The following is a 21853-nucleotide window of genomic DNA, read 5'->3' as shown; positions in this document are numbered from 1 at the left end:
TGATATTAATTCTATTTCTTTAATTACACGCTTGTCTAAACGCGTCGTTCAACAGTATATTGAGCTCATCCCTTTAGGCAATTAAATGTTCTAAAAAGACAAGCTATGGTATCATTTGATACTATTTAATCAGGATCATTTTCTTGGTTTGGCTAAAACTATTTGTATTAATTCTATAATAGTAAAGCCCTGCCGGTTGATTATCTGCTTGCCACTGATATGTGTATTTACCCGGGCTTAACTCTTTGTTTACAAGAGTTGTCACAAGCTGCCCCAGGGCATTGTAGATTGACAAATTAACCTTTTCCTGATTTGGAATATTAAAGGACAATGTTGTCGCCGGGTTAAAAGGATTTGGATAATTCTGGCCTAACTCAAAAAACTGTGGAATCTTGTTGGTAATATTCTCGATGTCTGTAACTGAATTTAAATAATCAAGGATTTTGGCCATCATTAAATTACGGGTAGCCGCAGGATATATTGTTTCAAAGGGAAAACCAATATAAACAAGTTTACCGGGCTCGCTGCCATCCTTAAAAACCCCTTCAAAACTTACCCCACCAATTGTATAAGAAGAAACATTTTTATAAGTGATGATTTCTTTACTTCCATTTTGTGGGATAAGAACATCGGCATATTTTACATTGATTGTTCCCTGGCTACCATTATCAAAATTGATTGGATCAATGGATTCAAAAATCCCATCATGTGTTCCTTTGGCAGTGTAATGTGTTGCAGAAACATTACCTGGTGCATCTGCTGAGTATTGTGATTTTAGATAATCATGAAAAAAAGATTTATCAGCAGCAGAACCTTTGTAATCAAGGTCCCAGGCAATTTCTGCCCCGGAAACAAATAAGCTTCCACCAGATTTCAGGAAGGCTGAAACCAGGCCTTGTTCAGAAGTTGAAAATGTCTCATCTACTGTCGACTCATCACCCAAAATATAATCAACAATTTTATAATCATTAAGATTGAATAACCCATTTATTATTGCTTCATTTGTTGCAGATTCAAAACAATAGTCATTTTCTAAAATGGCTGATGCATGTTGCCGGATAAAGTTGAAAGTATTCCCGGCCGATGTACGATCAAATCCATAAACAAGAAGTATTTTGGAAGTGTCCATAACTTTGGGCCGAGCAGCAAGAACTTCTGTGCTGGCAGATATTCCGGCCGTATTTTCCGCAGCAAGTTTTATATAAATAATTGAATCGGGCGCCAGATCTGATAAGCTATATTCCGTAGAGTTGAAAACTATAGCCGGATTAAAATTAAGGCCGTCTTTACTTGTTAATAAATGGTACTGATCCGCATTTGAAACGGAATCGAGCACTACTTTTACAACTCCATCTGATTCAATTTTCAACCCAAAGGATTTTGGTTTTGCCGGAAGATTCGTATCCAAAATATAAGTAGGTTGAGACATGGCACCAGATTCGTCACTAATAATTTTATATAAAACATCATCTTTTAGAGTGGTTTGAATTGTGCTTTTGGTACCATTAATTTTGATCTCAGATTTTAAATAACGGATTCCATGACTGTAGTCCACATAAGAATCGTTATGAATATTTGTAAGAGGTTGGATGGGGTCACCATCCAGTTTGTGCCAGCCATAAATTACAACATGGTTTGGTCTGGATGGATCAATAATTTTATTGCTAAGAACCACATCTTTTTTTGTACCACCGATTAATTGTCCGGGTATACCTCCGGAACTTTCAAACTGTTGCTCGATTGCATCATTATGTTCAATAAATTTTGGGACTTTTTCATTGGCATTTCCAACAGGAAAATATGTTACAGGCGCTAATTTTATTTCCGCATTTTGGTAGATATGATTAACCAGTTTACGAGTTGGCAAAGCGGTTCCAAAAAAATCAGCCACTTTTTGTGCGGTGATAGGACCCATGGGAATGCGACAATAATTACTATCCGATCCAATCGCCAGGTAATCGGGGAAAACACTGTATTCGAGATTATGGGAAACACCATTCAGGTCTTCAAAAGTTGCTTCGAGTGTTTTTAATTCCCGCAGAAAATACGGGACGTTACCAGTGAGTAATTCATTAAGAATAGCATTTTCCCTTTGAGTAAATGTCATATCCATAACATGCTGCATAAATTCTGAGCCGTTCTTTGCATCCGGTGAGCGTAATGGAATTTGGAAAGTACTTTTGGGTAATTCTTCCGGCTGAATCATAGAATCATAAATACGCTCCTCATAGTATTGATAGCCATCATTTTCCAGGGTTGTCCCTGTTAACATGGTGTGAATAAAACCGTTTCGCTCTACTTGCACGGTATGCAATATTTTCCGCTCAGGGTTTTTTTTGAGGAAAAATTTAATCCTGCCTTCAAGGGCAGAATGGCGAATAAAATCATCATCTTCAACGCTGGTAAAAGTAAAAGAACTGGCAAAATATCGTTGCATCATCCTGCTTCGGTACCAGGTCCCGCCGGTTGGAGAAACAATCGGTTCGCCGTTGTACAATGCCACACTATCATTATATGCAAGGACACTAATATAACGGCCCGTTGAACCATTTATCCATTGGATCATTTTATCGCCATAGGAATTTTCATAGCCGTAATTGCTGTCCAGAAAACAAATGCGATCGACATAATCAGGGATTTCATCAAATGCATCCATGAACGAAAAAATAAACCGGCCACCGCCACTATGGCCCGTTAAAACAACAAAGGGATCATAAGCATTGAAATATGATTTAAGATATTCCACTGTACTTTTGATAATATCATCATAGTTTGGATTGGCACTTTTCCATGCCGGCCAGCTTAATTGTTTTGCTTCAAGGTAAACGGTAACCAGGTTGTAGTCTGAAATTTTCTCTCTGAGAAAGCGGGTTTGGGCAGCAATATGCTGAATATTGTAATGCCAGTCATCTCCCTCACCGGTTACTTTACCTGCTGTATGTTCAATCGTGTTTCCATTTGGCAAAGCAAACAGGGCAAGTCCGACTGGTTTTCCATTATCAAATTCTTCCGGCGATGGTGCATTTATGTGAACACGTATGTCCGGATTAAGATTGAAGGTTGTAACCTGTTCCTGATAATAGGGGTTTGTTTGAAAACCTGCTAATTCATTTCCGAATGAAGCTGAACTGAGAATTAACGTGACAAAAACACTAAAAAGAGCAAAGGAAAATTGATTATTTTGGATTCTCATATTGCAGTCCGGATAAGTTTAAGTGTTATATTATTAATAAGAATCTAATAATAAAGAATATACATTTTTAATGGTACTAATTTTTGCAACAAACAACTCTTTGGAAACGTAAAGCGCTAAAGTATTTCTCCAAACCAAATCTTTAAATGTGGAATGTCATGACACTTAATGAGATATCCAAATTATCACAGCAGTTGATTGACATTACTAAAACAGAGATATTTTTCAAATCTATAAATTTTAATTGTTCAGGAGGCCCATTCCAATGAAGAGCAAAACCAAAAAGTGGATCATTTGGCCGGTAGTTGTGCTGGTTATTGTTGCAGGTGTATTTGCATTGTCATCCGGTTCCGAAGAAGAGGAAAGCAAACGTGCCACTGTAAAAGTTGAGCGTAAAAATATTATCGATAAAGCTTTGGCTGTTGGCTCCATCGAGCCGGTAAATGAAATCGATGTAAAATCCAAAGTATCAGGTGTGGTTGGCAAACTATTCGCCGATGTTGGTGATTTTATTGAAGCCGGAAAACCTCTGGTGGAAGTAAAACCTGATCCGACACCTCTCGAGCTGGCGCAGGCAAAGCGTGATGTAGAGATGGCCTCCATTGAACTTGAAACCCATAAAAAAGAAATAGAGCGCGATAAGAAATTAAAAGCGCAGGGATTTATGTCCGACCAGGAATATGAATTGATGGCCCGCCAATACGATGAAGCAAAGCTTCGTCAACAAATGGCTAAAGAACGCCTTGAGCTGATTGAAACAGGCAAGGTAAAAATCGCCGAAACAAGTATTGAAACCGTTGTAAAAGCGCCGTTGACCGGCTTTATTCTTGAAAAAAATGTCAACCTGGGAGACCCGGTTGTTCCGCTAACTTCTTATCAGCCGGGTACAGCAATTATGCGCATGGCCAACATGAGCAACCTTATTTTTAAAGGAACAGTTGATGAAATTGATGTTGGTAAAATAAAGGAAGGCCTTGGCTGTGAACTGCAGGTTGGAGCCATTCCCGGCAAATCTATTGAAGGTTTGGTGACACTTATTTCACTAAAAGCCAAAAAGGAAGATAATACAACTGTTTTCCCGGTTGAAATAAAAATCACCCAGACTAAAGATGCGGTTTTACGTGCAGGTTATTCAGCAAATGCCAATATCATTATTGCGCGCCGTGACAGCGTTTTATCAATTCCTGAGAGGGTTGTAACATTTCGCAACGATTCAGCTTTTGTAAACATCCCAAAAGGGGAGCAGGATTCGGAAGAGCGTTATATTAAAACAGGTTTAAGCGATGCTATTTTAATTGAAGTGATTGAAGGTCTTAAGGAAGACGAGGAAGTTCTGGAAAAAGAAGTAAAAGAGATAACTTAAAATTTTTTCTTTGGCCACGGATTTTCACAGAAATACACAGATAGAGTCTATTCTAAAAACACTAAAAGCGTTTAATCTAAGTTTTTGTTACTCCTTGATCCTCTGTGTTTTCCGTGGTTAGGTTTTGTTTTACCTTTTACTATACACAGGTTAATCTAAAAATATGTATAATCTTTTAGATCAGATTCGCGAAATTTTACATTATTTAAAACAATATAAAGCCCGAACTGCCATGACCATGTTTGGTATAATTTGGGGCACGATGACTGTTATCTTGTTGCTGTCTTTTGGCGCAGGTGTTAAAAAGCAGATGAGCAAAAATATGCATGGCATAGGCACCGGAATTGCAATTGTCTGGCCAGGCAGAACCAGCATGCCTTTTGAAGGTTATGGCCGTGATCGCCGTATCCGTCTTAATGAAGACGATATGGAATTGCTGCGCAGCGAGGTTAAAAACATAACGAGAATCAGCCCAGAGTTTAGCAAATGGGGCTCTGCGGTTCGTGTTGCAGATAAAATCAACCGGCCAAATGTGACGGGAATAATTCCTGAATATGGTGTCATGCGAAATGTTCGTCCAGAACCGGGTGGACGCTGGCTAAATGATCTGGATATTAAGGATAAGCGCCGTGTTGTTTTTATTGGGAACAGGTTGCGGGATTTCCTGTTTGGTGAAAATGCCAATGTAATCGGTAAATATGTTTATATCGATCAAACACCTTTTCTGGTTGTTGGTGTAATGAAAGAGAAAACGCAAAATTCTTCCTATAATCAAAGAGACAGGGATCGTGCATTTATCCCGATGACAACCTTCAAATCAATTTTTGGTTACAACTATGTTAGTAATTTTGTTTACCAGATATCCGATCCTCGGTTATCGGAACAGGTGCAAAAACAGGTTTATGCAACCCTTGGAAAGAAATTTAAATTTGATCCAAATGACACTGAAACCTTAGGCATTTGGGATACAAACGAATTTGAAGAATTCATTTTTTATTTCACATTGGGCTTCAATCTTTTTATGGGGCTTATTGGAGTAATCACCTTGATTGTTGGCGGAATTGGACTGGCCAATATTATGTATGTTGTAGTTCAGGAGCGTACCCGTGAAATTGGAATCCGCAGAGCAACAGGAGCCCGGCGTAAAACTATTTTAGGGCAATTCGTTTTTGAAGCTTTTGTAATAATTGGGATTGGTGCATTTATCGGTTTTGTAATTGCCGTTTTAATAATTACAGGTTTTAACGCGTTGCCGCTTGATGACTTCAAAGAAGCTGTTGGCAGCCCTGAGCTAAACTTGCTGGTTGCTTTTGTCACGATAATAATTTTAGGTGCTATTGGATTTTTAGCCGGTTATTTTCCGGCACGCCGCGCATCACGGCTCAATGTTGTGGATGCTCTTCGCCATTAGTTTGAGTCTGTTTTATGTTTGTAGTTTGTCATTCCCGATTGTTTTTACCGGGAATCTGAAAATTGATATTAGATTCCTGCTAACATGCAGGAATGACAGGAAAATATTTCATCTAATTCTGAGTTAAAAATGATTTACCTATTTACCGACATTAGAGCAAGCCATTAACGAAGGACTTTAATGCATATTATAACACTACTTCGCGAATTTGTTGAGGACATAAAAACCCAAAAAACAAGGGCCTTCTTAACCACAATTGCAATTTCCTGGGGCATTATTGCGGTAACACTTTTAATGGCATTTGGTGAAGGATTAAGTTTTCGCATGAAGGAAGGATTGCTAAATGCCGGCGACAAAATCATTCGTGTTTACAGTGGTCAGACTACAAAAAAATGGGACGGCTTGCCGGTTGGCCGCAGGATTCGTTTAAAGAAAGAAGATTGTGATGTTATCCGTAAAAACATACCGCAGGTGGCAGTTGCTGTTCCCGGACTTAACCGTTATACACGTTTAAAAGTTGGCGATAAAACTTCATCAACCCATATGGAAGGTGTGTATCCGGAATTTGAATTTTTAAGGCGAACCTTTCATGCCGCTGGTGGACGTTTTTTAAATGCAAAGGATTTACAAGAACGCAGGCGGGTAGTTTTCCTGGGTGGTGAAATTGCCAAAGAATTATTTGGCCGCCCTGATCCGATTGATGAAATGGTTATGATTGACGGTGTTCCTTTTAAAGTTGTTGGCACCATGCCTAAAAAATTACAAACGTCCATGAACAACGGACCGGATGACCGGCGTGCCATAATTCCCTATACAACTTTCCAGGGAATTTATGGTGATAAATATCTGGACGAAATGATTGTTAAGCCGGCTCGCCATCAGGACGGCATGTATGTCGAGCAGGAGATTCGCAGAGTTTTAGGTAAAAAATATAAATTCGATCCTTCAGATGAACGCGCTGTGCCCATGTGGAATTTTATTGAGAATGAACAGGAAGGTGCGAAAGTATTCAGCGGCATAAATATTTTTCTCGCTATAATCGGCTCAATGACGCTAATAATTGCGGGAGTTGGTGTTGCAAATATTATGTATGTTGTTGCAAAAGAGCGCACTTTTGAGATTGGCATTAAGCGTGCCGTAGGTGCTAAAAAACGCTGGATTATTTTTCAATTTATTTTTGAATCCCTGTTAATAGCTTTTATAGGTGGTGGAATAGGGTTATTGATTTCCATTGGAATTATAGAAGTGATGTGGATGATGCCGGCTGAAGATGCCATGGAATTTCTGGGGCGGCCGATTTTGTCCGGCTCTGTTTTAGCTGTCTCAATTAGTTTGCTGGGATTGATTGGTTTGTTAGCCGGATTATTCCCAGCCCGTAAAGCTTCAAATGTAGATCCGGTTGAAGCCCTCCGATATGAATAATGAAATTTCCTAAAGTATTGTCTTAAAAAGTGGGAATTTTTTCAGCCAGCCTAAGTGTTTTCAATACTGATTTTTTTACAATTAAAACACACAAAATATTATAATTTCTTATAACAAACTTCCTTGTTGTGGAACACACATAGATCAAACTGGAGATTGGATTGCAAAACAATAATGCTGTATCAGAACACTATGTTCATGGAGATTTACTGAAATCTATTAAGACCGCAATAACAAAACTTGGCAAAACAATTGATACGGTTTCAATTGATGACCTTGCCCCAGTGGATGAGTTTCATATTGGAGGGCGCTTAGCCACTGAGAATTTTTTCAGCCAATTAAATTTTAGACAGGACGACCATATACTTGACGTTGGTTGCGGACTCGGTGGTGCTTCTAGATTTGTAGCAAATAAATTCAATAACCACGTAACAGGAATTGACTTAACATCTGAATATATTGAAACTGGAAATTCTCTTACCAGTTGGGTAAACATGCAGAATCAAATTAATCTAAAACAGGAGAATGCATTATCTATGTCTTTTGAAAATGATTTATTTGACGGCGGTTTTATGATGCATGTGGGAATGAATATTGAAAATAAAGACCAGCTATTTAAGGAAATATCACGGGTGTTGAGTACCGGGTCTACGTTTGGCGTGTATGATATTATGCGAAATAAGGATGGTGAATTAACTTATCCTGTTCCCTGGTCATCTGAAACCAGTACAAACAATTTAGCAACAATTGATCAGTACAAAAAAGCTTTAACCAATGCCGGTTTTACAATCACCATAATAAATAACCGTAGTGATTTTGCGCTTAGTTTTTTTAAAGAATTGCGTGAAAAAACAAAATCAAATGGCGGTCAGTCTCCATTAGGATTACATACTTTGATGAAAGACAGCACACCGATAAAGCTGAAAAATATGGTTGAGGGCATATCAGCTGAATTGATCTTCCCTATAGAAATAATTGCCCAAAAGAAATAAATGGAATGACAGGATTGCAAAAACCCGGGATAGCTCCCGGGCTAGTATAAAATGTTCAACTGAAAGATAGCAACTATATATTAACTGTAGCACCCATCTCTTCAAGCCGTGTTTCAATTCCCTCTTTTAAGGTTTGCTTGAATTGTTCGTTGGCTGTTGAATCGCCATCAATTTTTTCATAAGCAATACGGTAATATTTTATAGCCAGATCATTTTGGCCATTTGTCATATAACCTTCTGCCAGGCTATCGTAGCAGTTAGCCACTTCCGGAAATAAGTTCAGGTTGGTTTTAAATATTTTAATTGCCTCTTCCAAGCGGTTTTGATTTATAAACTGATATCCAAGATTATTTAAAGTACCTGCATTATTAATACTGTACTTCACTCTTAAGGTATCAATTTCTGCAACAAGAAAATCCACACCTTTGTCATTTACTAAGGCAATAAAATCTGCCTGCCTGGCCTGGTTGCGGATAAAGTTATTATTTGGAAATCGTTGGTTCAGATCTTTTAGAGATTCAAGCGCTAAGTCCAGGTTGTTTTCCTGAAAGCGGTTTATAATTGCCAATGCAAATTGTGCTTCAGTTTTAAAAAACTCACCTTCCGTTGCAACCATTTGCAGATTATCCAGCGCATGTTGTTTTTCACCTGAAAAGCCAAATATCCAGGCAACAAAATAGGTAAAACCGGTAACATTGTTTTCTACAAAATATTCACGGATGGAAGCTGCCATTATCGCATCAACATTACCCGGAACTTCATCCAGAACATCTTCAAAAAAGTCTTCTGCATCATCCGCTGCCCAAAATGCATCCCAATATTCACCGCGGGTAATGTGCACACGGCTAATAAATGCCGATGCTAATCCTGCATAAAATTTTGATCCAAGATCATCCCTCTCATCAGCTATGTCAATAGCTTTTTGACCGTCAAGTAAAATTAGATTTTTCAACGAATCATTAGAATTTGGACCGCCCGGACCAAAATAGCGGGAGTAAAAATAGAAAGGTGTTTTTAGAGCATAATATTTAGGACTTTCAGGATTTTTGCTGATCATTAAGTTTAGCAAAGAATCAGCTTTGTCCACCTGTCCATCGAAAGTAAAAGAGATGATTTGCTTGTCAGTTTGAGTTGCATCCAAAGGATTTGACCAACTCGTAACTGTAGCAAATAAAATTATTAATAATATGCGCATAACTATTTCTCCGATGTTAAACTAAGGATTGATTGGTAAAAACAACATTAGCTACGCCGATATCAACATGTGTTTCGTTTTAGGACTGGATTGGTTTTTTTTGGGATTAAAATGTATTCTTTAGACCATGGATCAGAATAGCTTTTGAATATTTTCCTTGTAGTTGCTGCTGCTGAAAACCTTTTCTTCATTGCTCATCAATAAAACATACTCGCCTTTATGCCAATGCTGCATCTCACGAATTTTGTTAATATTGATGATAGTAGAACGATGAATACGCATAAATTTTTTTGGATTTAATTTCTGTTCAACCAGGCTTATGGCTTTTCTAAGCATATGTGTTTCAGAATTTGTATGCAGGCTTACATATTTTCCTGAGGCTTTTATAAGAACAATCTCAGAGGTTTCCACAAAATATATACGACCATCTTTTTTTATTGAGATTCGATCGTAATAATTATTGCCGGAAATTGTACGGGCGATAAGTTTCTCAAGATCTTGTGTATTTGCGGTTTTGATTGTCGATTCCTGAGCTTTTCTTAAAGCCCTAAAAAAACGTTCATCATCAAAAGGTTTTAGTAGATAATCAATCGCACAAACCTCAAATGCATCCAGGGCATATTTGTCATAAGCAGTAACAAAAATTATGGTAGGCATTTCATCAGGATCAATTTCCTGTAAAACCTCAAAGCCATTTTTCTCAGGCATTTGGACATCGAGAAAAACAAGATCAGGTTTATAATGCTGTATATCTTTTATCGCCTGTAACCCATTATTGCTTTCGCCACAAATATTAATCTCAGTCTCATCTTTTAATAAGAAAGAGATTCGATCACGGGCAAGTTTTTCATCATCAACAATTAATACAGATAACATTTATACTTCCTTTTCTAAAGGAATGGAGAGATGAACACAAAAGCCACCCTGGTCCCTGTTATAATATTTAAGCCGACTACTTTTTCCATAAACCTGTTCCAATCGTTGACGCGTGTTTTTTAAACCAACATGTTCAACAATATCCTGCCCAATTCCTTTGCCATTATCACAAACACTTATTTCCATAAAGCTATTTTTTTCTGAAACAGATATCTCAATTTTTCCTTGTCCTGAATGAGGTGAGATTCCATGTTTGATAGCATTTTCTACCAAAGGTTGTAAAATTAAGGTAGGTATCAATTTTTGAGACAAAGATTCTTCGATGTTATACTCAACACTCAGCCGTTTGCCAAATCGGATTTGCTCAATTTCCAGGTAACTTTTTAAAAAAGAGATCTCTTTTTTAATGGACACATTTTGCTGGCCTTCACTTTCCAAAGTTTGTCGCAAAAAGTCACTAAGCCGAACCAGCATATTTTGTGCGTCTTTTCCTTTGCTATCGATTAGTGAAGAAATGGCATGTAGCGTATTGAATAAAAAATGTGGGTTAAGCTGCATCTTTAATGCGGTTAGTTCAGCTTTGGCCAATTGCGATTCTAATCTTGCTGATTTTACTTTTTGTTCCCGAACCTGCTGGTAATACTCAAAACTGAAAAAAACACCCAGTATCATCCAGTAGATGATAAATCCATCAAAACTACCCAGTATTACTTTAGGTCCAAAAAAATCAGGTAATCCTTTTTCCAAATCCTCAGGTTTCGCTAAAACAAGATAAATAAACATTGATCCGGCACGATGAACAAAGGCTATAACAAGGGCAAAGATAAAATGCAAAAGTCCATTTTTTATCAGGTTCTGTTTTTCCAGTGGGTTTTTACGGGCAAGAAAAATAATAATTAAAGTCAGTACAGCCCAGGTATAAAAATAAGAGAGCTCCCAAATAATGATTGTGCTAAGTTCGAATTCTTTATCTTTTATAAGGGTAATATAGTATTGCTGAAAGACGTAGAAAAAGGCCAGGAATGTCCATAATAAAAATACAGCAATCTTAGTCTGGTTGGAAAAATAAGATTTTTTTTGCAAGATTTAATCCAATAAATTTTTTGAATATCTTTGACGGATTTAAATGACCGGTGTTTCAAATATACATTTTTTAGGTTACAGTTTTAACCCAAATTTAGGAATATTAACCACGGATCTACTTTCATTTTGTTTTTATGCCATCTTTGTAGGACAACTTCCATAATTTTTTATCAAACTTCCCATAACCTTTTTTATACCTTTGCGTTAATCAATAAAGCTCAAAACTAATCCACATTTAGGATAATTTAATCCGGAGAAAATATGGCAGACAAATTTATTCTAAAAGACTTTTTATCTTTTACATTTAAAGTAATAATTGCGCATACCATCACCTATTTTATCTTTGGTTTGCTTATGTCTAATATTTTCGATTACGGTGAATTGTTCAGGCAGGATATTATTAAAGATTATATGCGTCCGATAGATTCGCCATATATTTTATTTGGTCCATTTTTACAACCGGTGCGTGGTCTTCTTTTTGCCATTGGTATCTGGCCAATTCGTGCATTAATTATTGGTAAAAAAAATGGTTGGTTAATTTTATGGAATATAATAATAATTTTCGGCATTCTTTCCACACCTTCGGCATCACCATCTTCAATTGAAGGGCTAATATATTCGAAGCTGCCCTTGTGGTATCATTTGATTGGATTTCCTGAGCTATTATTACAGACATTAACTTTTTCACTCATTCTCGTTTGGTGGACAAAACAAAAATCTGAAAAACAACCCATAAACCAACTTAGTAAATCAAAAAAACAAGTTACATATTTTGTAATGATTATTATGACCGCCTGTTTTGCTTATGTCGGCTATGCCGTTGGGGGAATTCTTAGTGCAACGCTCTCCGGATTTCAGATAGACTTGAAGGAAGCATCTTCTTCGGTAAGTATAAAAAGTCAACTGATGTTTGTAGTGGCTTTTGTGGTCAATGTTATATCTATTTTTAGTTTAACAAAACCCTGGCTAAAAAATAAAATAGATTTGACCAAACTGTTTTTTGTATTCTGGTTTATAGATACCTCGGTTCCGCTTTTGTACCAAGCAGTTTTTAGTTACATGATGCCATTACATTTAGCTATGATACTTGGGTTTTTCCCGGCAGTTGTAATTGTGGTTAGTCTTTATTTCAATCGCAAAAATTTAGCTGAGTTAGACTTATAATATTTTTATCCGCGATATTCCGATGGAGTAGAACCGGTTAGTTTTTTAAAGGCATTATTAAATGCAGATTTTGAATTATAACCAACTCTTTCGGCAATTTCCTCTATAACCATGTTGGCCATTTCAGGGTCTCTTAACATTTTCCTGGCTTCGGCTATCCTGTATTCTGCAATGTATTCAAAAAAACTTTTTTGAAGCGATTCGTTCAATATCTGTGAAAGATTGTGAGTGGATATCGATAAATGCTTAGCAAGTGATGAAAGCGAAATTGAGCTGTCCAGAAACGGTTTTTGTTCTTCCATCAGTTTATTCAGTTTTTCAAGGATTGCCTTTTGCATATCACTGGTTAGTGATGATTTCTCATATTTTTTGTTATTAATTGCAATCTTCCCTGAAAAAAATCCGGAATCCTTTGTAACCATAAAACTAATCGAATAAAGCATAATGCTGGTATAAGTTGCTGTGATGTAATCACCCAAATCTGCATCAAAAAGGATACGGACAACTATAAAAATTATCATGGCCAGCGCCAATCCCAAAACAAGCAATCGCAGCCAGGCCAAAGTTTTGTTTTGCATTGAAAAGAATGAAAGGTTCTGTTGCCTAAATTTTGGGTACAAAATACGGATACACAAAATTACGTAACTAAATACATGTATGAAAATCAGTGGAACAATGTTGTTTCTTAATTTGGCAGGATCAGGATCTAAAAAAGTAGTTAGTGGAATTTGTTGGGCTTCCGGGTGAAAGGCTCCAAGGAACTCATTGTACTTATAAGCTTCTGGTTGTAAAAAATAGGGAATCATATTAAGCGCAAAAATAATCGCCGCTAAAAAATGTAGTTTTTGTTTCCCGGTTAGTTTTCCCTGATCATTTATGATTGAAAAAACGTACAAGTAAAACAGTGGTCCAATTAGAAAAGTAAACGGTTCTGTTGAATTGTTAAGATGCATAAAATAGATGATATAATTTGTATATCCGCTAAATATATCCAAAGTAATAAGCGCAAGAACAAGTAAAATGCAACCAAATAATATGTTGGAAAGATGATTACCTTCCTTGCGGAAAACAAAGAAAAAAGTCAGGTAAAGTCCCTGCATGGCACCAAGAAATATAAAAACTGAAAACAGATCAAGTTGGGGAGTTATCATAGCTGAAAGTAAAACGTCAATCAAAAAAAAGCAAAAGCATATTTATCTGATTTTTTTGAAAATCTTTTAATAGCCCATTTTATATTTCTTGAAATTGTTATACCAATATCGTATATATAATAAGCAAAAATTTTCAGCGACCATTGCCAACTTGCCCCAACCATTAGTAGGATTTTGATTATGAAATATTCACTTAAAATAAATTTACAAACTATCAGTGATTTTTTTAAATCGCACCATATCCAATTTGCACTGGCCACAGGGTTCTCTATCATTTTAATGTCTTACTTCTCAAAACGTGTTTTACCGGAACCTATTCCTAATTTGCAACTTGCCGCACCGCCGTTCATAGCCCTCATATTTGAAGGCCTTGTTGGTAAATATAAAAAACACACGGTTTTAATTACCAGATTTGGAATAGCAACTATATTGTTTTCAACAGCTTTAGTGATTCTGCTTAACTCATAAAAGTGCATTAATATTTAATACAATTTCGTAAAATGACTATTATGACAAAGGTTATCAACCATGGCCCATACCACCCTTAAGACCAGTTACTCTCAATTAGCCGATCGATTAAATCGATTTCCGCAAGGCGCACCGCCATCCGATCTATTATTCAAAATTCTTTCTATGCTGTTTAGTGAAAAAGAAGCCAACCTGGTTTCGCTGATGCCCATAAAACCTTTTACGGCAAAAAAAGCCAGCGTAATTTGGAAGATGAAACTGAGCGATACACAAAAAATGCTTGATCAATTAGCGGCCAGGGCTATTCTTGTTGATATCGAGCAGAATGGTGAAATTGTTTATGCGTTGCCTCCACCTATGGCCGGTTTCTTTGAATTTTCTCTCATGCGTGTGCGTGAAGATATTGACCAGAAATTGTTGAGTGAGCTTTTCCACGAATATATGAACGTGGAGGAAGATTTTATCCGGGAACTGTTTACTCGCGGAGAAACTCAATTGGGCCGAACATTTATTAATGAAAAGGCACTTTCAAATGAAAATGCACTTCATGTTTTAGATTATGAACGTGCCAGTGAGGTAATTGAAAATGCAACCCATCGTGGTGTAGGGATTTGTTATTGCCGGCATAAAATGGAGCACCTTGGCAAAGCTTGTGATGCACCGATGAATATTTGTATGACTTTTAATACGACTGCAGCCTCACTTACCAAACATGGTGCGGCACGCTCTGTTGAAAAGGAAGAATGTTTCGATTTATTAGAAGAAGCTTACGAAAATAACCTGGTACAGTTTGGAGAAAATGTACGGGAGCATGTAAACTTTATCTGCAATTGTTGTGGTTGTTGTTGCGAGGCAATGATCGCTGCACGCCGTTTTGCCATTTTAAATCCTGTGCATACAACCAATTTTATTCCGTCTATAAATGTGGAGAGTTGTAATGGGTGCGGCAAATGTGTAAATGTCTGCCCGGTTGAAGCGATGACTTTGGTCTCGGCAAATAACCCTGATAAACCTAAAATGAAAATGGCCAAGCTTGACGATGATTTGTGCCTGGGATGCGGGGTTTGCGTTCGCGTTTGTACAAAGGAAAGCCTGCTTTTGCAGTCACGTCCAATGCGGGTGCTTACGCCGCTTAATGGAACACACCGTGCGGTAGTAATGGCCATTGAACGGGGCAAGCTGCAAAACCTTATTTTTGATAATCAGGTACTTTGGAGCCACAGGGCAATGGCGGGAGTTTTGGGTGTGATTTTGAAGTTACCACCTATTAAGCAGGCTTTGGCCAGCAAACAGGTAAAATCACGTTACCTTGAATCGCTGATTAATTATGTAAAACATTAGAGTTGTTTATATTAGAAACGCTGTTTCATAAAAAATAATTAGTGTTATTTCACTTACTGTCCGGAACTGAGAGTCAGTCTTAAAGATTTTTCAGGGATATTTTACCATTGGCGGCCTCCGCTCAAATTTATTTGCCTAACAATTTTGGTTTCATATGCAATTCAAGCATATCGTTGGCCAGATATTGAAATACTTGTAGAATGCAAAAGCCTTTGTTACTTGAGATAGGCCAGGTTATGCTCACATCTAAGAAAAATGAAATAATTGCCTTTGACATTTAACTAAGAGTTTTCGCAATCTGTAATAAAACGGTTCCAAAAAAATTTTGAAATACTAAAACCAGCATAAAGTGATAAAAAAAAAGACAGGAATTAAGGCATTTTAATTTCATTCCGTAAACTGTACCTAAGGACAAATCATCAAGTAAAGGATTTAGGAAATGAAATATATATGTTATTTATTTATTATTTCTAATATAGTTTTTACACCCCAGTTCAGCCACGCCGTTGACCCGGCAAAGTATTTTTTCCCAAATGAAAATAAACTGAATTTTTTCATGGAAAGGTTTAGAAATAATGAAAATAACTGGATCTCCGGTGAGTGGGATAATCGTTTTGCAAAAATTAACTCTGTTGATGGTTATCATATTAAATCTGACAGCCAGGTTTGGGTATACACAAAATCAGTCCCATTTGATCAAGGGAAAAATTGGGAGATAGAAACAGCATTTAAATATGTATCCGGCCCCAATGAAAAATTTGGAAACTTCCTGGAGTTTGGCTACAAAAATGACAAAACTTCCTATTATTTTGGTATTAAAAACAATCAGATAAAAATTGGACGGTCCATTGAAGGAAAAGTTCTCCCTATTCTCGATTATACTTATAATGAAACACTAAAAGATAATTATTGGAATTATAAAAATGGTTCTATTCTTACTGCACCCACCAAATTTGAGTGGACTAAGCTGACCATTAGGAAATATAAGAATGAAATGTTTTTCTTTGTTAACGAAAAACTAGTAGCGCGTATCGAAGCAGGCCTTTTTCCTCTGGATGGTAATAGAATTGGCTTTCATTGTACAGCAGGCAACGAAATTAAGGTTCGCTTTTTGGATATGCATTATCTATTCGAAAAGAAACGCTATCTTTACAACAGAGGTGTAATATATTACAGACTTCAGAAAAAATTGTTTCGGGGTGATTATTTAAAGAACTGGCTGCAAAAATCAACACAAGATGCCTATAATTTTAACGGAAATAATTCTTATACATTTAAAGTGAAAACTGAAAATAAGATTTCATTTGCGAATAAAAACCTGATTGATTTAAGCAAACCTATATTATGGAATCAGGATACAACTAATTTAAACCTAAAAGCAAGCTTAACACTAAAAATAGATTTTGTGATTTCTAAAGAAAGTGATCTGTTCGGAATATTTTTTAAATTTAATAATAAAGGCAATAGTGGCAAAGCCCAGGCACTTTCTATATGGGAAAGAGAGCAATACGCAGAATACGCCACGAATGATTTTTTTGGTAAAATACAATCTAGAAATTTAGAATATACATTTTGTCAAAGATATCTTCGAGAAGAAAAAAATGAGTTGATAATTCAGTTTGCCATTCCAAGAAAAAAAGCTCTCTTTTGGTTAAATGGGTTCTTTTTAAGTGAAATGGATTTAACAGATTGGAATCAAGATAGCAAAGATTTTAAACTGGGAGAAGACTTTTTAATTGGCGCGCAAGGGGTAGGGAACTTATTGATTTCAGCAATTTATGTTTACAATCACAGGTATTAATGATTTGATGTAGAGTTAAATCCACAAGTCATTTTGGGATATTCTTACCGCTAATCGAGAGACAGCCCTGATATCATCTTACCCGTAAGGGATTTGCGGCTCTTGAATAAGAGACCTATATTTTAGTTAATACAGAATTTCATACCATGCCGGGCACTCATAATGGCCTAAACCAAACACTACTAAACCAATCGATATTAATATCCAGACTGAGCCGGCTTAACGGCGCACCAGATAATCGCTTTAAGGCATTAAAATGGAGGTACAATATTGAAAACACTAATTAGTTGGTTCTTTGCTGTACTGGCATTCTCAATAATTTTTAGCACTAACTTTTCTCAAGCGGCTATAAAACAAGAAACTCCCCCTAATAAAGCCGTATCTGGATTCCTTACCCCAATGGGGAAACCATTAAAAAAACCAATTAGAATTGATGCCGGAGAAAGTTGCATAATTGAGTTAATTCAATCTTATTCTATCTCAGGAGATATTTCAGGTTCTGTTGAGATGAATTATAGGATTATTGTTTATGGAAAGTGTGGCTCGCCAATAGGAACATATAATGAAGAATGGATCGCTTATGGAAATTTTATTGGTGCACATGAAGGTAAAAAAGTACAGTCTAAGTTAAGTTATACTGCAAAAGTTAAAGCCGGTGGCGATGTTAACGGTATCATAAGTTTTGGTCAGGGTTTTAGGGCAAAAATAACCATTAACGGCAACTTTAGTGATGGTAGATTGTCATATAATGGTGAAGCTTATTAGCTACCTTACCCAACTAAAGCAGATGTTGTAGTAGCACGGCTGATATATTCGAAATATGTTGGATAACAATTAATCCGGTTTACGCTGCAATAAAGTATCGCGCTGCTTACAAAGATTATTAAAGGGTTTAAATGGATAAAAGTATAAAATATGATGAAGGCTGGGCCAACCGGCTCATCAAAATATACTCAACCCCAGATGTTATTAAACAAAGAGAAATTGTACTTTCAACACTCAACCTGCAACCAAACAGCAGAGTTTTAGACATTGGATCAGGACCTGGTCTTTTAATTGAGGATATAGCTAAAAAGGTTAATCAAAAAGGATTAATTTGCGGAATAGAAATTAGCGATCCATTTATTGCTCTTTCTCAAAAGAGATGTTCATATCTATCTCAAGTTGAAATCCGAGAGGGTGATGCCACATCAATTCCCTATAAAAATGAAGAATTCGATTTCGCTGTTTCTACTCAAGTTTATGAATACATTAATGATATCGAAAAATGTTTAAAAGAATTATATCGAATACTAAAACTTGGAGGGCATGCAACAATAGTCTGTACAGATTGGGATACACTAATATGGAATACAAATAACCAAGACCGGATGCAAAAGATCCTTACAACATTCGAAACGCATTGTGCCGATCCGAGACTACCACGCAAAATGGTACATAGATTACAAAATGTTGGGTTTAATATTAGTAATTTGGATGTTTACACAATTGTTAATCCAGAGTATGATGAAAATACATATAGCCATGGAATCATCGATTTTATTGTATCTTATGTGTCTGGGAAAAATGGTATATCACCTGAAGAAGCAAAGTTATGGGCTAATGAATTGCGTCAGAACGGAGATAATAATACTTATTTTTTTAGTATAAATAGATATATATTTGTTGTAACTAAACCGGTTTAAAAGTGCAAGTTTAACAACCAGGTAAAAATCTTTTAGATTCACAGAGTGTGGGCTTAAAAATTCTGGAGGTCAACATGAATTTAAACCTAAAAAAGTTCTTTATTGTATTCTGTCTTCTAACCTCTTTAACACTATTTCCACAAAACATAACCGCTCAAACTTCTCAAAAATATACCATTGAGAATTCAGAAGTCTTTTTTATTGATTCAAAAAGTGTAAAAGATCAAACATATAAAATAAATGTATTTATTCCAGAATCATATGCTAAAACAAAAAAGGAATACCCCGTTGTGTATCTGCTTGATGGTGATTTGTTATTTGGGATGGCTGCGGATTTGCAACTTGGTATGCGCTGGGGTGGACATTTGCCAGAAGTATTTATAGTTGGTATTGGTTACAGACAACGGGCAGATAATAAACGCGCAGTAGATTTTGTTCCAAAGTTCTCCGAAAATAATGGGCGGGGTGATTTTTTTTTAAGCTTTATTAAAAATGAATTAGTTCCTGCCGTTGAATCAAAATACCGCATTGAATCAGAAAACAGAACTTTATATGGATATTCTCGTGGTGGGCTTTTTACATTATATGCACTGTTCAGTTCTCCAAAATTTTTTAAAAATTATATTGCTGGTAGTTATATTTTAGAAAGGATGAAATTTTCATTAATTGATTTTGAAAATTCTTATTTTGATAACCATAAAGTTTTACCGGCAAATGTTTATCTATGCGCTGGCGAATATGAATCACCCAAAATACTTTCTTTTGCCAATAAAATTAAAAGCCGGGATTATGAAGGGCTAAATTTATTTATTGAAGAATTTCCCAAAACCAATCATTATACAACAGGTAACTCTAATAGTTTTGTGTTCGGATTGAGAACTTTAATAAACAAGAAATCAATATTTGAAAAAATAGTGAAAATATATAAAGAAAAAGGCTTTGAATACTCTATAAATAAATTCAATGAATTAAAATTGACAAAGAGCGATAATTATAGTTTTAAAGAACAAGAAATAAATAGCTTGGGATATTATTTTTTAGAAAGAAACAAACTTGAAGAAGCTAAACAGTTCTTTTTAATAAATACTAAGTTGTATCCGGATTCCTGGAATGCTTTCGACAGTTTGGGTGAAGCTTTTCTGAAAAATGGTGAAAATAAAATGGCAATTGAAAACTATGAGATAGCATTGAAATTAAATCCGGAAGCGAAATATATTAACCATATTCTTAAAAAGCTAAGGGCTAAAAGATAGTTAACACCTAAAAATATGAAGCAATTTTGCTATGGCGATGAATCGAAGTTATATTTCCAAGCCCAAATCTGATTTATACGCTTGTAAGAAATCATATGGGCATCTTCTTCCATTTCAAATCATCAAAGCTGGGAACCTGTATATCCATCCTAAGTAAAAAAAAACTATTAAATACAAAAAGACCTCCTTGTCTTTTAATGATTTTTTTCGTATACTTTTTTTTAAACAATAAATATAAGGATTACAAATAATGCAAGAAAATACAGATTACACAAAAATCCCTGTTGGAGACCTGGTAAGTGAGGATTACAGACGGGCAGATATATTTAAAGCACATGGTATAGATTTTTGCTGCGGAGGTAAAAAGACAATAGGAGAAGTGAGTACCGAAAAAAAATTCAATATAAAAGAACTGGTTCGGGATTTAAATGAACTTGAGCTTTCGGCAGGGAGAAAAGCTCTTGATTTTAGAAAATGGGAATTAGATTTTTTATGTGACTACATTGTTAACACGCATCATAGTTATGTAAAAGAATCTATTCCGAAAATTTCTGCTTTTCTGGAAAAGGTAGTAAGTCGTCATGGAAACAATCATCCGGAGCTCCCACAAATTAAACATCGATTCGATACAATTACTAAAGATTTAGCAGAGCATATGGAAAAAGAGGAAAAAGTACTATTTAGCGTTATAAAGAAAATGTACCAGGCTAAGAAGGAAAACAAAAAGCTTGAACGCCCTCATTTTAAAAGCTTATCCATTCCAATTTCCGAAATGGAAGCAGATCACTCTGATGCAGGTAAGTTGCTTGCTGAAATTAATGAGCTAAGCAGTAATTATACCCCTCCAGCATTTGCATGTACTACTTATAAAGTGACCTATTTAAATTTAAAACAATTTGAAGAGGATCTTCATACACATGTACATTTGGAAAATAATGTTTTGTTTCCGGCATTACCAAACTTAGAGAAAGAAGTATTTATTTAAGGGACAGTATGTTATCAAAAAGCTGTGAATATGCAATACGGTCGGTTTTGTGTGTTGCAAGCCACCAACATTCTTATCCTGATAAATCGATTGGAATAAAACAAATAAGTGATTCTTTGCAAATTCCAGTTCATTTTCTAGGCAAAGTTATGCAAAACCTTACGAGACAGCAGATATTACAATCTGCGAAAGGGAAAAATGGTGGATTTTTTTTAACACCAAAGCAATTAGACACTCCAATAATGAGGATTGTAGAAGTTGTGGACAGCTCATTATATTTTAACCGTTGTGGCTTAGGGCTGGAAAAATGTTCTGATGAACATCCCTGCGCATTACATAATGACTTTGCTGTATTCAGAGACGGTTTTGCAAAAGCTTTGAGAACCCATACTATTTCCAGTATGACAATTGCCCATCAGAAGGGTGATATTCATTTGGTCTCTTTGTGAATTTTTAAATGGATAGCTAAA

Annotated in this window: 18 protein-coding genes; 13 read left to right on the top strand and 5 right to left on the bottom strand. The window is 36.0% G+C overall.

Annotation, left to right across the window (positions count from 1 at the left end; translation table 11 throughout):
• Positions 1–121: 121 nt before the first annotated feature.
• A complete protein-coding gene (locus tag HND50_19205) occupies positions 122–3193 on the bottom strand; it encodes a T9SS type A sorting domain-containing protein (protein NOG47378.1) in 3072 nt (1023 codons plus the stop codon).
• Positions 3194–3458: 265 nt separating this feature from the next.
• On the opposite strand from HND50_19205, the gene HND50_19200 reads away from it, so the two are divergent.
• The 4 genes from HND50_19200 (at position 3459) to HND50_19185 (ending at position 8381) form a co-directional block, all read left to right on the top strand.
• Positions 3459–4556, top strand: coding sequence for an efflux RND transporter periplasmic adaptor subunit (locus HND50_19200; GenBank protein ID NOG47377.1), 1098 nt, complete (start codon positions 3459–3461; stop codon positions 4554–4556).
• Positions 4557–4719: 163 nt separating this feature from the next.
• The gene (locus tag HND50_19195) at positions 4720–5967 is read left to right on the top strand and encodes an FtsX-like permease family protein (GenBank protein NOG47376.1); all 1248 of its coding nucleotides are present in this window, start codon (positions 4720–4722) and stop codon (positions 5965–5967) included.
• 180 nt (positions 5968–6147) lie between these two features.
• Complete coding sequence (locus HND50_19190) at positions 6148–7389, top strand: ABC transporter permease (protein ID NOG47375.1); 1242 nt, start codon at positions 6148–6150, stop codon at positions 7387–7389.
• Positions 7390–7550: 161 nt separating this feature from the next.
• Entirely contained in the window at positions 7551–8381 is an 831-nt protein-coding gene (locus tag HND50_19185) for a methyltransferase domain-containing protein (GenBank protein ID NOG47374.1), read from the top strand.
• 73 nt (positions 8382–8454) lie between these two features.
• Here the strand turns inward: HND50_19185 and HND50_19180 are convergent, their stop codons facing one another.
• The 3 genes from HND50_19180 to HND50_19170 all read right to left on the bottom strand — a co-directional run bounded on the left by HND50_19180 (position 8455) and on the right by HND50_19170 (position 11535).
• On the bottom strand, positions 8455–9576 hold the full coding sequence (locus HND50_19180; GenBank protein NOG47373.1) for a hypothetical protein: 1122 nt from the start codon (positions 9574–9576) through the stop codon (positions 8455–8457).
• Between the two features lie 132 nt (positions 9577–9708).
• Positions 9709–10452, bottom strand: a complete 744-nt coding sequence (locus HND50_19175; GenBank protein NOG47372.1) for a response regulator transcription factor — start codon at positions 10450–10452, stop codon at positions 9709–9711.
• Positions 10453–11535: a histidine kinase gene (locus HND50_19170; protein ID NOG47371.1), complete on the bottom strand. Its 1083-nt coding sequence runs from the start codon at positions 11533–11535 to the stop codon at positions 10453–10455.
• Positions 11536–11796: 261 nt separating this feature from the next.
• On the opposite strand from HND50_19170, the gene HND50_19165 reads away from it, so the two are divergent.
• The gene (locus tag HND50_19165; protein NOG47370.1) at positions 11797–12699 is read left to right on the top strand and encodes a hypothetical protein; all 903 of its coding nucleotides are present in this window, start codon (positions 11797–11799) and stop codon (positions 12697–12699) included.
• A 5-nt stretch (positions 12700–12704) separates the two neighbouring features.
• Here HND50_19165 and HND50_19160 read toward each other — a convergent pair whose 3' ends face one another.
• The gene (locus HND50_19160) at positions 12705–13850 is read right to left on the bottom strand and encodes a helix-turn-helix transcriptional regulator (protein ID NOG47369.1); all 1146 of its coding nucleotides are present in this window, start codon (positions 13848–13850) and stop codon (positions 12705–12707) included.
• A gap of 180 nt (positions 13851–14030) precedes the next feature.
• On the opposite strand from HND50_19160, the gene HND50_19155 reads away from it, so the two are divergent.
• From HND50_19155 to HND50_19120, 8 genes are all read left to right on the top strand, one after another.
• Positions 14031–14318 (top strand): hypothetical protein, encoded by a 288-nt coding sequence (locus HND50_19155; GenBank protein ID NOG47368.1) that lies wholly within the window; start codon positions 14031–14033, stop codon positions 14316–14318.
• Between the two features lie 60 nt (positions 14319–14378).
• Positions 14379–15659 (top strand): 4Fe-4S dicluster domain-containing protein, encoded by a 1281-nt coding sequence (locus HND50_19150; protein NOG47367.1) that lies wholly within the window; start codon positions 14379–14381, stop codon positions 15657–15659.
• A 439-nt stretch (positions 15660–16098) separates the two neighbouring features.
• On the top strand, positions 16099–17460 hold the full coding sequence (locus tag HND50_19145) for a hypothetical protein (GenBank protein ID NOG47366.1): 1362 nt from the start codon (positions 16099–16101) through the stop codon (positions 17458–17460).
• A gap of 270 nt (positions 17461–17730) precedes the next feature.
• A complete protein-coding gene (locus HND50_19140; GenBank protein NOG47365.1) occupies positions 17731–18225 on the top strand; it encodes a hypothetical protein in 495 nt (164 codons plus the stop codon).
• A gap of 131 nt (positions 18226–18356) precedes the next feature.
• Positions 18357–19145, top strand: coding sequence for a methyltransferase domain-containing protein (locus tag HND50_19135; GenBank protein ID NOG47364.1), 789 nt, complete (start codon positions 18357–18359; stop codon positions 19143–19145).
• A 74-nt stretch (positions 19146–19219) separates the two neighbouring features.
• Positions 19220–20398: a hypothetical protein gene (locus HND50_19130; protein ID NOG47363.1), complete on the top strand. Its 1179-nt coding sequence runs from the start codon at positions 19220–19222 to the stop codon at positions 20396–20398.
• Between the two features lie 250 nt (positions 20399–20648).
• On the top strand, positions 20649–21383 hold the full coding sequence (gene ric, locus HND50_19125) for an iron-sulfur cluster repair di-iron protein (GenBank protein NOG47362.1): 735 nt from the start codon (positions 20649–20651) through the stop codon (positions 21381–21383).
• Between the two features lie 8 nt (positions 21384–21391).
• A complete protein-coding gene (locus HND50_19120) occupies positions 21392–21832 on the top strand; it encodes an Rrf2 family transcriptional regulator (protein NOG47361.1) in 441 nt (146 codons plus the stop codon).
• Positions 21833–21853: the final 21 nt, after the last annotated feature.

The sequence above is a fragment of the Calditrichota bacterium genome, assembly GCA_013112635.1.
Classification (GTDB): Bacteria; Calditrichota; Calditrichia; order Calditrichales; family J004; genus JABFGF01.
This window is presented reverse-complemented; position numbering and strand designations above follow the sequence as displayed.